Raw genomic sequence first — 13,296 nt, 5'->3', positions numbered from 1 at the left:
GGATGTCATCGGTGATTTCTCTTCGCGTCGAAGCTGGCCTGCAAGCCGAACAGGATTTGTTGGCCAGCGTCTGCGCTGGCGATGCCGAGTTTGGTCTGCTGTTCTGGCAGCCCGATGACCGTGCCCTGGTGATGCCGCGTCGTTTGAGTCGCCTGCCACGGTTCGAACGCGCCTGCGAGGTTTCGGCTGCCAACGGCTGGCCTGTGCTGCTGCGCGAAACCGGTGGCGAACCGGTGCCGCAATCGGCGGCGACCGTCAATATCGCGCTGGTCTATGCGCCACCCCGCAGCGAAGGCGATCACGGCCGGATCGAAACGGCGTATCACCGGTTGTGCGGCCCGATCTGCCAGTTGCTGGAGGAATTGGGCGGTGCGGCTTCGCTGGGAGAGGTGGACGGAGCGTTCTGCGACGGGCGATTCAATGTCAACCTGGACGGCCGGAAAATGGTCGGCACTGCTCAGCGTTGGCGCCAGAGCAAAGGCGGGCAACGCCCGGTGGGGCTGGTACATGGAGCGTTGTTGCTGGAAAACGAACGGGACTCGATGGTCGCCGCGGTCAACCGCTTCAATGAGGCCTGCGGCCTGGAACAACGCGTGCGTGCCGAGAGCCACATCGCCCTGCATGAAAGGTTCCCGGCCCCCCACGCGCTGGAGCGGCTCGAGGGGCTTTATCAGGATCTACTCGGCGCGCTGATCTAGCGCGTTCCGAACACCACCATGGTCTTGCCTTTGACATTGACCAGGTTGCGTTCCTCCAGATCCTTGAGTACACGTCCCACCATTTCTCTCGAGCAACCGACAATCCGACCGATTTCCTGCCGGGTGACCTTGATCTGCATGCCGTCGGGGTGCGTCATAGCATCGGGCTGTTTGCACAGTTCCAGCAGACAACGGGCGACGCGACCGGTCACATCGAAGAAGGCGAGGTCGCCCACCTTGCGGGTGGTATTACGCAGGCGCTGTGCGATCTGTCCGCTAAGGACGTAGAGAATGTCGGGATCTTGCAGAGAGAGCTCTCTGAACTTGCTGTAGCTGATTTCCGCGACTTCACATTCGATCTTGCTCCGTACCCAGGCGCTGCGCTCCTGCTCTTTGCCCGCCTGTTCGAACAACCCCAACTCACCAAAGAAATCTCCGGAGTTGAGATACGCGATGATCATTTCTCGACCGTCATCATCTTCGATCAGGATGGTGACCGATCCCTTGATGATGAAAAACAGCGTTTCGGAACGGTCGCCTGCGCAAATGATGTTGTGTTTGGCTGGATAACGACGACGCTGGCAATGCATCAAGAGCTTGTCGAGATTCTTGATCTTGAATGTGGGAGTAATGGCAACCATGGTTGTGTCCCGAAATACTGCGCGGTGTGTTGGTCTGGTTTTTTTATGGGAGCGAGTGGCAAATCGCTACGAGCTGGCGATAAGCCAGTGGTTGGCCGCCAGCTTAACAGAGGCATTCTCAATTGATTCGAGAATTTACCTGGATGGAGATGGCCCAGGCGACTTACGGCAAGGGCTGTCATGCCGGGGGCCTGTGCTAAGCTGACGACCCTTTTTTTAGACAGTGGAGTCTTGGCGATGAAGGCACGCATCCAATGGGCTGGCGAAGCCATGTTCCTCGGTGAGTCGGGCAGCGGTCATGTGGTCGTCATGGACGGCCCACCGGAAGCCGGTGGTCGAAACCTGGGTGTTCGGCCGATGGAAATGCTCCTGCTGGGCGTAGGAGGCTGCAGTAACTTCGACGTTGTCAGCATTCTCAAGAAGTCGCGCCAGGCGGTCGAAAGTTGCGAGGCCTTCCTGGAAGCGGAGCGCGCCACCGAAGACCCGAAAGTGTTCACCAAGATCCATATGCACTTCGTGGTAAAAGGCCGGGCCCTGAAGGAAGCCCAGGTCAAGCGTGCCATCGAGCTGTCCGCCGAGAAATATTGCTCGGCTTCGATCATGCTCGGCGCAGCCGGTGTTGAAATCACCCACGATTATGAAATCATCGAATTAGGTTGAATCGACATTCAACCATCATAAAAGCGGTGCAAGCTCTGGCGGTCAGAAGCCGACGTCTGCATAATGCGCCACTTTTTTCAGGGCAGTGGCCGGTCTCCTGATCGGTCGCTTGTCTGGACAGACAACCAAAATCGCCATCGCGAAGAGGTGTTAACCGTCCTACGCAGATGCGTCGTTCGCATCTGACGGGCATGCTTGATCACGCGGCCGGGCCGCAATACACAGAGAGTTTTCAAACGGTGAAAAGCAAACTCAAGCTCCATGGTTTCAACAACCTGACAAAGACCTTGAGCTTCAACATCTATGACATCTGCTATGCGGAAACCCCGCAAGACCAGCAGGCCTACGTCGAGTACATCAATAAAGAGTACAACGCCAAGCGCCTCACGCAGATCCTCACGGAAGTTGTCGATATCATTGGTGCCAACATCCTGAACATCGCCAGTCAGGACTATGAACCCCAGGGCGCCAGCGTGACCATTCTGATCTCGGAGGAGCCGGTGACACCGACCGACAGCCAGATCGAAGAGTCCCCGGGCCCATTGCCCGAAATCATCCTGGCCCACCTCGACAAGAGTCACATCACGGTACATACCTACCCGGAAATACACCCGGTGGACGGTATCGCGACGTTCCGTGTGGACATCGATGTTTCGACCTGTGGCGTCATTTCACCGCTCAAGGCACTCAACTTCCTGATCCATCAGTTCGACTCGGACATCGTGACCGTGGATTACCGAGTGCGTGGTTTCACCCGCGACGTGGAAGGTCACAAGCACTTCATCGACCACGAGATCAATTCGATTCAGAACTACCTGTCCGAAGACACCCGTGACGCGTATCAGATGACCGATGTGAACGTGTATCAGGAAAACCTGTTCCACACTAAGATGCTGCTCAAGGACTTCGAACTGGACAACTACCTGTTCGGCGATGCCACCAGCAACCTGTCTGCTGAACAGCGCGACCAGGTGGAAGAGCGTGTGAAGCATGAAATGCTGGAAATTTTCTACGCGCGCAACATGCCGCGCTGAAATTTCGGGTACAAAAAAAGGCGACATAAGTCGCCTTTTTTCATTCCCTGAAGTACGGGGCGTTTCTGTCAGATCCGATAAGTACTCTTGGTCATGACCTTCGCCAACAGGCTCATGCCGAATTTCACCGGGGCTGGAAAGCGGAAACCACCGGCCTCCAGCGCACTTTCTGCATGGTGCTCTTCATCCTCGCGCATCTGCTCCAGGATCGCCCGCGACTTTTCGTCCTCTGCTGGCAATTGATCCAGGTGTTCATTCAGGTGTTTACACACCTGGTGTTCGGTCGCCGCAACGAAGCCGAGGCTGACTTTATCGCTGATCAATCCGGCCACTGCGCCGATTCCGAATGACATCCCGTAAAACAGCGGATTCAACACGCTGGTATGGCTGCCCAGTTGGTGAATGCGTTGTTCGCACCAGACCAGATGGTCGACTTCTTCCTCGGCGGCATGTTCCATCGCCTCGCGTACCTTCGGCAGCTTTGCTGTCAGCGCCTGGCCTTGATAGAGCGCCTGGGCGCAGACTTCGCCGGTATGGTTGATACGCATCAGCCCGGCAACATGGCGGGTCTGCTCGTCACTCAGTTGCGCGTCCGGCTGCACGATGGCCGGTGATGGGCGATACGGTTGGCCACTGAAGGGCAACAGCGTGCGCATCGCGGCATCGGCCTGTAACAGCAGGCGGTCAATCGGCGAGTAGTGACGTTGGGTAGTCATGCTTACCTCCGGAAAAAATCATGGTGGCCAGTTTAACCCAATCGGCCGCTCAGGATTTGCGTTGGGTCAGGGTATCAACCCGGCGGCCAGTTCATCTGGCGCTGCCCAAGTACGTGCATATGAATGTGATAGACGGTCTGTCCACCGAGTTCATTGCAGTTCATCACCACCCGGAAACCGTCCTCGCAGCCTTGTTCCTTGGCGAGGCGCTGGGCTGTGAACAGAATATGTCCGGCCAGTCCCTTGTCTTCTTCGGTCAGGTCATTGAGGGTGCGAATCGGTTTTTTCGGAATGACCAGGAAATGCACTGGCGCCTGTGGGGCGATGTCGTGGAATGCCAGGACCTGGTCATCCTCGTAGATGATCTTTGCCGGGATTTCCCGGTTGATGATCTTGGTAAACAAAGTATCCACAGCTGTTTCTCCCTTTGGTTTGTGGAAGTCGAGTGTACTGAAGGTTCGATGGGTGGGCCCGGGTTTCCATACAAATTTCATTCAGCGTGGGCAATACGCCTTGTTGATCAGGCCGGCGATGCTTCGCACCATCCAGCGCGAACCTAGCCGCGGCAGGGCTGCGAGCCAGCGATTGCGGCGTCCGGGGATGATGATCGCTCGGTTTCTGTCGAGCGCGCGCACGGTATACAGAGCCACTTCTTCCGGGCCCATCAGCAGGTTATCGTCCTTGAGTTTCTGTTCGTCGAGATGGGCCTTGGCGAAAAAACCGGTCTGGGTCGGACCCGGGCAAAGGACCGACACCTTGATCGCGCATTTCTTCAGCTCGACTCGCAGTGCTTCGGAGAAGTGCAGCACATAGGCCTTGCTGGCGTAATAGGTACTCATCCAGGGGCCCGGTTGGAAAGCGGCAATCGAGGCGACGTTCAGGATCTGCCCGCCGCCATACAGTGCCATGCTATTGCCTACGGCGTGACAAAGACGTGTCAGGGCGAGAATGTTGACTTCGATCAGATCCTGCTCGGTCATCCAGTCCTGGCCCAGGAACGGGCCGCAGGTACCCATCCCGGCGCAGTTGACCAGCAGATCGATCTGGCGCTCGCTTTCCTCCAGTTCCAGCAGGAAACCTGAAAGCCGTAGCGGTTCCCCCAGGTCGCAGGCCCGGAAAAGTACTTCGACGCCAAACCGCTGGGTCAGTTCTATTGCAATACTTTCCAACCGATCGCGCTGTCGGGCCACCAGCAGTAGATTGCGGCCGCGCCTGGCCAGGGCTTCGGCCATGGCCAGGCCGATGCCGCTGGAGGCACCGGTGATCAGGGCGTAACGGGTCATGCAGTTCTCCATCGCAACGGCCCCGTCGCCCGTAGACTTTACTGTCACCGGAACGAAGGGCGCTTACTGTTCCTCGGAGTCTACCGAAGGTGCCTCTGCCTCGGCAGGTTCTTCGGCAGGTTCCGCGACATCTTCATCCGTGGACTCGCTGCTTTCATAGCTGCTCAGCGAGCTGGTGCCGTAATCCTCTTCGATGGCACTGAAGACGCCAGCCACTGTAGCGAAGATGATCAATACGATCATGACGAGCCAGAGCGACGCGAGTACCTTGACCCCGGTGTTGTTACGCGGCGGAGGAGGGCCATAGCGATTGGCGCCTTCATTGCCGGGAGCGAAAATGAGCACGAACGGAAAGACACTGCCCACGAACGGGATGAGGTTCAGTAGCCACAGCCAGCCGGACCAGCCAAGGTCATGCAGACGCTGGACGTTGAACTGAATGCTGACATAGGCGAAACCAAGGAATACGACCGCTGCCAGCAAACCGCCGACGATCATCGCCGCTATCGAGCCCGAGGTGAAAATCCATGCCGCCCCGAGTGCGAAAGCCGCGCCGACCACCAGCATCATGACCAGGGTCAGGGCCATGGTCCATGCAAGGTATCGCAGGCGTCCGATGCGACCATCGAAGCTGAACGGCTTGAGCGTGGCGTATTCGGCAACGGCGTCGCCGACATGGGCCCGGGGTGGCGCATACGGGGAGGCCGGCTCAATGAGCGATTCAGGATGACGCGCGGTCATTGACGGTGACGACTGCTGCACTTCGTCGAGATTCAGCTGGAGGGCTGGCTCGGCTTCGATGCGTGCATCGATCCCGCTCTGGTTGAGGGCTTCCAGATACTTCTGCGCCTCGGTCTGGGACAGGTTGCTTTTCAGGGCCACCTTGTGGCCGCCGAACAGTCGTTCGATAGCGCTGATGTCGCTCCGGAACAGATTGGCGAGGTTGAGTTTGGCGGTGGCCGCATCGACGCCCGGTAACAGGGTTCCGTCGAATACGATGTTGAAACGGGTTTCGCTCATGACGGGCATCCTTGTCATTGAAAGTTTGATATTTGTTGTTGATCGGGCCAGTGTCAGTGGGGCCATCGGCCGCCAAGCTGTACCGCTCGGGCCTGGGCCCCGCGGTATTCTTCATCCAGGCGCGCCACCAACTGATCGACGCTTGGCAAATCACTGATTTCCCCAACACCCTGACCTGCGGACCAGACGGTTTTCCAGGCTTTGGCTTCATCGTTCAATGGTTTGAGTTTCGAAGCGGAAGCCGCGTCACTTTTGCCTTGCAGGGCGGCCAGGTCAAAACCTGCGTTTTCCAGGCTCTGGCGCATGAAGCTGGCCGGCACGCCGGACACGGCAGGAGTATGCACGATGTCTGCGGCTCGGGATGTGAGCAACATCTCTTTATAGGCGTCAGGCGCGTGACTTTCAGTCGTACCGATAAAGCGTGTTCCCAGGTAGGCCAAATCGGCGCCGAGCATCTGCGCAGCCAGAATCTGATGGCCGTGGTTCAGGCATCCCGCAAGCAGCACTGTCTTGTCGAAGAACTGGCGGATTTCGGCGACCAGCGAAAAAGGGCTCCAGGTCCCGGCATGCCCGCCTGCACCGGCGGCCACGGCGATCAGACCGTCGACACCGGCTTCGGCGGCTTTCTCGGCATGACGACGTGTGGTCACGTCGTGGAAGACCAGGCCTCCGTAGCCATGGACGGCATCGACCAACTCCTTGACGGCGCCGAGGCTGGTGATGACGATCGGCACCTTGTGTTCGATGCAGATGGCCAGGTCGGCCTGGAGCCTCGGATTGCTTTGATGAACGATCAGGTTGACGGCATAGGGCGCCGGGTTCTCCATGCTCGCCAGGCCCGCTTCGATTTCTTCCAGCCAAGCCTTGAAACCGCTGCTTTCGCGCTGGTTCAGAGCAGGGAAACTGCCGACGATGCCGTTACGACAGCAAGCCAGCACCAACTGTGGATTGGAGATCAGGAACATCGGTGCCGCCACGACGGGCAGGCGCAAGCGTTGTTCAAGCAATGCAGGTAGCGACATTGGAATTGCCCCGGATGAAGAGTGCCGATTGGAGGTTAGAACGGCCGGACGACCACCAGGATGACGATAGCCAGCAATATCAACACCGGTACTTCGTTGAACCAGCGATAAAAGACATGGCTGCGGGTGTTTTCACCGCGAGCGAAGCGTTTCACCTGGGCTCCGCACATGTGGTGATAACCGATCAGCAGCACCACCAGGGTCAGCTTTGCGTGCATCCAGGCGCCTTGGCCGAAGTAGGCCCCGGCATTGAGACTGAGCAGCCAGATGCCAAACACCAGGGTGGCAATCATCGCCGGCCCCATGATGCCGCGATACAACTTGCGTTCCATGATGCTGAAGCGTTCCTTGCTGACGCTGTCCTCGCTTTGAGCGTGATAGACGAACAGGCGAGGCAGATAGAACAGGCCGGCGAACCAGCAGACCATGCTGACAATGTGAAGTGCTTTAAGCCACAGATAGAGCATTTTTGGTGATTCCCAATTTACGGTAGTTCGATAGTAGTCATTCATGCGGCCACACGTCACCTTGGCGGTTGTCGGCAAGCCGCGCGGCCCCTATCATCGACGGTTTTCCAGTGGGTTCGTTGAGGGCAGGTCTATGGTCAAGGTCGGTATCGTCGGCGGCACGGGTTATACCGGTGTCGAACTGCTGCGTCTGTTGGCACAGCATCCGCAAGCTGAGGTGGTGGTCATTACTTCCCGATCCGAGGCCGGTCTGGCTGTTGCCGACATGTATCCGAACCTGCGAGGCCATTACGATGGCCTGGCGTTCAGCGTTCCGGACATCAAAACCTTGGGCGCCTGCGATGTGGTGTTCTTTGCTACGCCGCATGGTGTCGCCCACGCCCTGGCGGGTGAACTGCTGGCCGCCGGGACCAAGGTCATCGACCTGTCGGCGGACTTCCGTCTGCAGGACGCGGATGAATGGGCCAAATGGTATGGGCAACCTCACGGTGCCCCAGAACTGCTGGACGAGGCGGTCTATGGGCTGCCGGAAGTCAATCGCGAGAAAATCAGACAGGCACGGCTGATCGCGGTACCGGGTTGTTATCCAACCGCTACGCAATTGGGCTTCCTGCCGTTGCTCGAGGCCGGCCTTGCCGATGCCTCGCGGCTGATCGCCGATTGCAAATCCGGTGTCAGTGGTGCCGGTCGCGGTGCCAGCGTCGGTTCGTTGTACTCCGAAACATCGGAAAGCATGAAGGCCTACGCCGTCAAAGGTCACCGTCATCTGCCAGAAATTCGCCAGGGCCTGCGCCGGGCAGCGGGCAAGGACGTCGGCCTGACGTTCGTGCCGCACCTGACGCCCATGATCCGCGGCATCCACTCCACGCTGTACGCAACCGTTGCAGATCGCTCCGTGGACCTGCAGGCGCTGTTCGAGAAGCGTTATGCCGACGAACCGTTCGTCGACGTGATGCCCGCTGGCAGCCACCCGGAAACGCGCAGTGTGCGGGGAGCAAATGTCTGCCGGATTGCGGTACATCGTCCACAGGACGGCGATCTGGTCGTGGTGCTGTCGGTGATTGATAACCTGGTCAAGGGCGCGTCCGGTCAGGCGGTGCAGAACCTGAACATCCTGTTCGGCCTGGATGAGCGGCTGGGCTTGTCCCATGCGGGGATGTTGCCTTGACAACGGTCATGGGCGGCAAGCGTCAAGCTTGCCGCTGCTCTTGTAATAGTTGACCAATTTTCTAGGAGAAGCGGATAATGCCCGCCATTAGGCATTATGGCGGCGTCAGCGCCGGGAGATATTCAGCATGAGCGTCGAAACCTTCACTCCCACAGCTTTGCAATTCACCCACGGTGCCGCGCACAAGGTGAAGAGCCTCGTCGATGAAGAGGGAAATGATCGTTTGAAGCTGCGCGTCTTCGTGACGGGCGGCGGTTGTTCGGGTTTTCAGTACGGCTTCACGTTCGATGAAGAAGTGGCCGAAGATGACACCATCGTCGAGCGCGAAGGGGTCAGCCTGGTGGTCGATCCAATGAGCTTCCAGTACCTGGCCGGTGCCGAAGTGGACTACCAGGAAGGTCTGGAAGGTTCGCGTTTCGTGATCAAGAATCCGAACGCTACTACCACTTGTGGTTGCGGTTCTTCGTTCTCGATCTGATCTGCTGACAGCTTCAGCAAAACGCCGCAGTGCCTTGGGGCTCTGCGGCGTTTTGCTGTCCAGAGATCGACCTGCGGGATCAAGCGGGGTAAATGGCGCCGAGTACACGTAAGCCGCGCGCGCCCGTAACGCTTGGGCGATTTGCGGGAATGTTTTCCAGGCAGCAATGCGCAAGCCACGCGAAGGCCATGGCTTCGACCCAATCCGGGTCTACGCCGTAAACAGCCGTGCTGCTGACTTTGGTGTCCGGCAGGAGATCGGCCAGGCGCTTCATCAGTGTGCGGTTATGCACGCCGCCGCCGCAGACCAGCAATTCGTCCGTATCCGGTTGGGCGCTTTGCAGTGATTCGACGATGGTCAACGCCGTCAGTTCGAGCAACGTAGCCTGCACGTCCTCGGCAGCAAAAACGGGCAAATGCGACAGATGTCGGGTCAACCAGGGCAGGTTGAACACTTCCCGTCCGGTGCTTTTGGGGCCCTTGGTCAGGAAGAAAGGGTCGCTGAGCAGGGCCCTGAGCAGCGTTGGTTCCACCTTGCCGCTCGCTGCCCACTGGCCGTCGCGATCGAAATGCTCATGGCGCTGTTGATGAATCCAGGCATCCAGCAATACGTTGCCTGGGCCGCAATCGAAACCGGCCACGGGTTTTTCAGGTTCTATCAGGCTGAGATTGCTGAAGCCGCCGACATTCAACACGGCACGGTGGCCGGTCCGCCCCTCAAACAGGGCTTCGTGAAAGGCGGGAACCAACGGTGCACCTTGTCCGCCGGCGGCGACATCGCGGCTGCGGAAGTCGCTGACGACGGTAATGCCGGTCAGCTCACTCAGCAGTGCGGGATTGCCGATCTGCACGGTAAAACCGCGTGCTGGCTCGTGACGGATGGTCTGGCCATGGCTGCCAATCGCCCTCACGTCCTCCGGCTTGAGCTTCTGGCTGTCGAGCAGGGCATGAATGCCTTGTGCCGCCAGGCATACCCAGTTCTGCTGGGCAATGGCGGAGCGGGCGATTTCGTCGGGCCCGCTGCTGCACAAGCCAAATAGCTCGGTGCGCAGCGCGTCTGGCATGGGAATGTAGTGCGTGGCGACCAGGCTGATCGCCGGGGTCAGTTCTACCAGCGCGATGTCCAGGCCATCCAGGCTGGTTCCGGACATCACACCAATGTAGAGCGCCATGGCTTAGCGCTTGCTCGAGGCGAGCAGCGTGGCTTTCTCTTGATCCATGCGAGCCATCAGGGGCTGGCTTTGAGCGAGGAAGCGCGCGCGTTCGGATTTGGCGATTGGGTCGGCCATTGGCAGTTTCTGGCCGAGTGGGTCGACATGAACGCCGTTGACCTGGAATTCATAGTGCAGGTGCGGACCGGTAGACAGGCCGGTGGTACCGATATAGCCGATCACCTGGCCTTGCTTGACGGTGCCGCCCGTCTTCACACCTTTGGCGAAGCCCTGCATATGGCCGTACAAGGTGCGATAGGTATTGCCGTGCTGGATGATCACCGTGTTGCCATAACCGCCACGACGTCCGGCCAACAATACCTTGCCGTCACCGGCGGCCTTGATGGGCGTGCCTCGTGGGGCGGCATAGTCGACGCCTTTATGGGCGCGGATCTTGTTCAGGATCGGGTGCTTACGGCCTGCGGAAAACTTCGAGCTGATGCGGGCGAAGTCAACCGGTGTACGGATGAAGGCCTTGCGCATGCTGTTGCCGTCGGCGGTGTAGTAACTGCTGTTGCCTTGTTTATTGGTATAGCGCACTGCCGTGTAGGTCTTGCCACGATTGGTGAAGCGCGCGGAAAGGATCGGACCGTTGCCAACGCTCTTTCCATTGACCACTTTCTGCTCGTAGATGACATCGAACTCGTCGCCCTGGCGAATATCCTGGGCGAAGTCGATGTCGTAGCCAAAAACACTGGCCATGTCCATTGTCAGGCTATGGGAAAGGCCGGCACGTGCGGCCGATTGCGACAGCGAACTGTTGATCACGCCATGGACGTACGCTGAGCGTACGGTTGGCTTGGCAGTTACGCGGTTGAATACATAACCCTTGTCATTCTTGGTCAGGGTGATGCTTTCCAGGTCGCTCAGCTTGGTGTGCAGGTTGGTCAGCTGCCCTTGCGGGTTGAGTTCGAATTCGAGCTTCTGGCCGTGTTTCAACTGGGTGAACTGTTTAGCTTGCTTGTCGCTATCCAGCACTTCATGGACGGAGGCGGCGGGCAGGCCAACCTTCTCGAAGAGGGTGGACAGGGTGTCGCCCTTGGCCACGATCACCTCGCGGTGTCCCGGCTCTTTCTTCTCTTCCACGGCCGGAGCCTGTGCCTGGGCGGCCTCGGTGGTGTCTTCGGCGCTATCATCTATCTGCGCGAAAGGAGAGGCAGTCGGTTCGTTTGTGGCTTGAATGGCTTCGGCAGCGTCTTGTTCTTGTGTCAGTTGTTCAGCAGGGCTTTCCAGTTCAAGACTCAGAGTCGTCTTTTTGGCTTCAACATCGCTGGAAGGAAACACCAGGAGCGCCAGGCTAAGGAGGGCTGCGATGCCGCTTGCGGCAAGCAGGTGGGTCTTCGGGTAAAGCGGCGGCGCTTTAGACGGTTCTGTGGTCATAAGTAATTTGGCTTTTGAAAATATGAATTGGAAAAGATGAATGACATGATGAAGATGAAATAACTGTATAAAATATAACCAAATCCCCTGCGAAGCAAGCCCGCACGCGCTCTGCTCGCGGATTGGTGTCCGCGCGCCGGGCAAACCTTGTATTTGGTGTGCGATCTTGTATGGTTGGGGCCCTTTGAATCTGAGCCTTGCGGGTCTGTTATGAAGTCGGTTGAAGAGCAGCTAGCGCTGATCAAACGTGGTGCGGAAGAACTGTTGGTCGAGTCCGAGCTGATCGAGAAGCTCAAGCGCGGGCAGCCGCTGCGTATCAAGGCTGGTTTCGATCCGACGGCGCCCGATCTGCACTTGGGCCATACCGTGCTTATTAACAAGTTGCGCCAGTTCCAGGATCTGGGGCATCAGGTCATCTTCCTCATAGGTGACTTCACCGGGATGATCGGTGATCCGAGCGGGAAGAGCGCAACGCGTCCGCCACTGACCCGCGAGCAGGTGCTCGATAATGCCGAGACCTACAAGGCTCAGGTATTCAAAATTCTCGATCCGGCCAAGACCGAAGTGGCTTTCAACTCCACCTGGATGGATCAGATGGGGCCGGCGGATTTCATCCGCCTGACGTCCCAGTACACTGTGGCTCGCATGCTCGAGCGCGATGATTTCGATAAGCGCTATACAACCAATCAGCCGATCGCCATCCATGAATTTCTCTATCCGCTTGTGCAGGGCTATGACTCGGTCGCGTTGCGCGCGGACGTCGAGCTCGGCGGTACGGATCAGAAATTCAACCTGTTGATGGGGCGTGAGCTGCAGCGTGGTTATGGTCAGGAAGCTCAGTGCATCCTGACGATGCCGTTGCTGGAAGGTCTGGATGGTGTGAAGAAAATGTCCAAGTCGCTGGGCAACTACGTTGGCATCCAGGAAGCGCCGGGCGTCATGTACGGCAAGCTGGTTTCCATTCCTGATGCGTTGATGTGGCGTTATTTCGAGCTGTTGAGCTTCCGCTCCATGGACGAGATCAATGCGTTCCGCGCAGATGTCGAGACGGGGGCTAACCCACGCGATATCAAAATCAAGTTGGCTGAGGAAATTGTTGCTCGCTTCCATGGTGAAGAGGCTGCGGCCAATGCTCATCGTGCGGCGGGTAATCGGATGAAGGATGGCGAGCTTCCGGATGATTTGCCGGAGATCGAGCTGTCCGCTATGGAGTCTATGCCGATTGCCGCAGTCCTTAACAAGGCGGGGTTGGTCAAGAACGCGGCAGTGGCGCGAGATCTCCTGGGTTCGGGTGGGGTTCGTATAGATGGCGAGATTGTGGATCGCACCTATATATATGAGCTGGGTTCTACCCATGTATGCCAAGCCGGTAAGAAGGCTTTTGCGCGTATCACGCTGAAATCCGAATAAGACTGCAAATAGGTGTTGACGGCAGATTCTGAGTCTCTATAATTCGCCCCACTTCCGGCGCAGTCGAAACGGAAAACTCTTTGAGTTTCAATGAGTTAGATGTTTTCTG

Annotated in this window: 15 protein-coding genes; 6 read left to right on the top strand and 9 right to left on the bottom strand. The window is 58.0% G+C overall.

Translation table 11 applies throughout. The features are described from left to right. Window positions 1-2 precede the first annotated feature (2 nt). Window positions 3-698, top strand: coding sequence for a lipoate--protein ligase family protein (locus FBY02_RS24005; protein WP_144930575.1), 696 nt, complete (start codon window positions 3-5; stop codon window positions 696-698). Here the strand turns inward: FBY02_RS24005 and crp are convergent. Then, window positions 695-1,339 (bottom strand): cAMP-activated global transcriptional regulator CRP, encoded by a 645-nt coding sequence (gene crp, locus FBY02_RS24000; RefSeq protein ID WP_024777435.1) that lies wholly within the window; start codon window positions 1,337-1,339, stop codon window positions 695-697. The two genes, FBY02_RS24005 and crp, sit on opposite strands and share 4 nt — an antisense overlap. A gap of 237 nt (window positions 1,340-1,576) precedes the next feature. Here crp and FBY02_RS23995 point away from each other — a divergent pair, with 237 nt between their 5' ends. Together FBY02_RS23995 and speD are read left to right on the top strand one after the other, a co-directional pair. Further along, complete coding sequence (locus FBY02_RS23995; protein ID WP_003206127.1) at window positions 1,577-1,999, top strand: OsmC family protein; 423 nt, start codon at window positions 1,577-1,579, stop codon at window positions 1,997-1,999. A 239-nt stretch (window positions 2,000-2,238) separates the two neighbouring features. Then, the gene (gene speD, locus FBY02_RS23990) at window positions 2,239-3,033 is read left to right on the top strand and encodes an adenosylmethionine decarboxylase (RefSeq protein ID WP_024777437.1); all 795 of its coding nucleotides are present in this window, start codon (window positions 2,239-2,241) and stop codon (window positions 3,031-3,033) included. A gap of 68 nt (window positions 3,034-3,101) precedes the next feature. On the opposite strand, the gene coq7 is transcribed toward speD, so the two are convergent. From coq7 to hemJ, 6 genes are all read right to left on the bottom strand, one after another. Further along, a complete protein-coding gene (gene coq7 / locus FBY02_RS23985) occupies window positions 3,102-3,749 on the bottom strand; it encodes a 2-polyprenyl-3-methyl-6-methoxy-1,4-benzoquinone monooxygenase (protein WP_144930574.1) in 648 nt (215 codons plus the stop codon). Between the two features lie 74 nt (window positions 3,750-3,823). Beyond that, window positions 3,824-4,162, bottom strand: coding sequence for a histidine triad nucleotide-binding protein (locus FBY02_RS23980; RefSeq protein ID WP_041023616.1), 339 nt, complete (start codon window positions 4,160-4,162; stop codon window positions 3,824-3,826). An 81-nt stretch (window positions 4,163-4,243) separates the two neighbouring features. Further along, a complete protein-coding gene (locus FBY02_RS23975; protein WP_144930573.1) occupies window positions 4,244-5,032 on the bottom strand; it encodes an SDR family oxidoreductase in 789 nt (262 codons plus the stop codon). 63 nt (window positions 5,033-5,095) lie between these two features. Continuing rightward, complete coding sequence (locus FBY02_RS23970; RefSeq protein WP_144930572.1) at window positions 5,096-6,052, bottom strand: DUF805 domain-containing protein; 957 nt, start codon at window positions 6,050-6,052, stop codon at window positions 5,096-5,098. Window positions 6,053-6,105: 53 nt separating this feature from the next. Then, window positions 6,106-7,074, bottom strand: a complete 969-nt coding sequence (locus FBY02_RS23965) for a nitronate monooxygenase family protein (protein ID WP_144930571.1) — start codon at window positions 7,072-7,074, stop codon at window positions 6,106-6,108. A 35-nt stretch (window positions 7,075-7,109) separates the two neighbouring features. Continuing rightward, a complete protein-coding gene (gene hemJ, locus FBY02_RS23960; RefSeq protein WP_055127424.1) occupies window positions 7,110-7,541 on the bottom strand; it encodes a protoporphyrinogen oxidase HemJ in 432 nt (143 codons plus the stop codon). A 133-nt stretch (window positions 7,542-7,674) separates the two neighbouring features. Here hemJ and argC point away from each other — a divergent pair, with 133 nt between their 5' ends. Together argC and erpA are read left to right on the top strand one after the other, a co-directional pair. After that, window positions 7,675-8,709, top strand: coding sequence for an N-acetyl-gamma-glutamyl-phosphate reductase (argC, locus tag FBY02_RS23955; protein WP_047702261.1), 1,035 nt, complete (start codon window positions 7,675-7,677; stop codon window positions 8,707-8,709). Window positions 8,710-8,836: 127 nt separating this feature from the next. Further along, window positions 8,837-9,187, top strand: coding sequence for an iron-sulfur cluster insertion protein ErpA (erpA, locus tag FBY02_RS23950; protein ID WP_003177727.1), 351 nt, complete (start codon window positions 8,837-8,839; stop codon window positions 9,185-9,187). Window positions 9,188-9,266: 79 nt separating this feature from the next. On the opposite strand, the gene FBY02_RS23945 is transcribed toward erpA, so the two are convergent. Both FBY02_RS23945 and FBY02_RS23940 read right to left on the bottom strand, forming a co-directional pair. Beyond that, window positions 9,267-10,358 (bottom strand): anhydro-N-acetylmuramic acid kinase, encoded by a 1,092-nt coding sequence (locus tag FBY02_RS23945; protein ID WP_144930570.1) that lies wholly within the window; start codon window positions 10,356-10,358, stop codon window positions 9,267-9,269. Window positions 10,359-10,361: 3 nt separating this feature from the next. After that, window positions 10,362-11,777: a peptidoglycan DD-metalloendopeptidase family protein gene (locus FBY02_RS23940; protein ID WP_144930569.1), complete on the bottom strand. Its 1,416-nt coding sequence runs from the start codon at window positions 11,775-11,777 to the stop codon at window positions 10,362-10,364. A gap of 210 nt (window positions 11,778-11,987) precedes the next feature. Between FBY02_RS23940 and tyrS the strand changes: the two genes are divergently transcribed. Beyond that, window positions 11,988-13,187: a tyrosine--tRNA ligase gene (tyrS, locus tag FBY02_RS23930; protein ID WP_144930568.1), complete on the top strand. Its 1,200-nt coding sequence runs from the start codon at window positions 11,988-11,990 to the stop codon at window positions 13,185-13,187. The last annotated feature ends 109 nt before the right edge of the window (window positions 13,188-13,296 follow it).

Origin of the sequence: Pseudomonas sp. SJZ078 (assembly GCF_007828255.1) — a bacterium.
Taxonomy (GTDB): domain Bacteria; phylum Pseudomonadota; class Gammaproteobacteria; order Pseudomonadales; family Pseudomonadaceae; genus Aquipseudomonas.
This window is presented reverse-complemented; position numbering and strand designations above follow the sequence as displayed.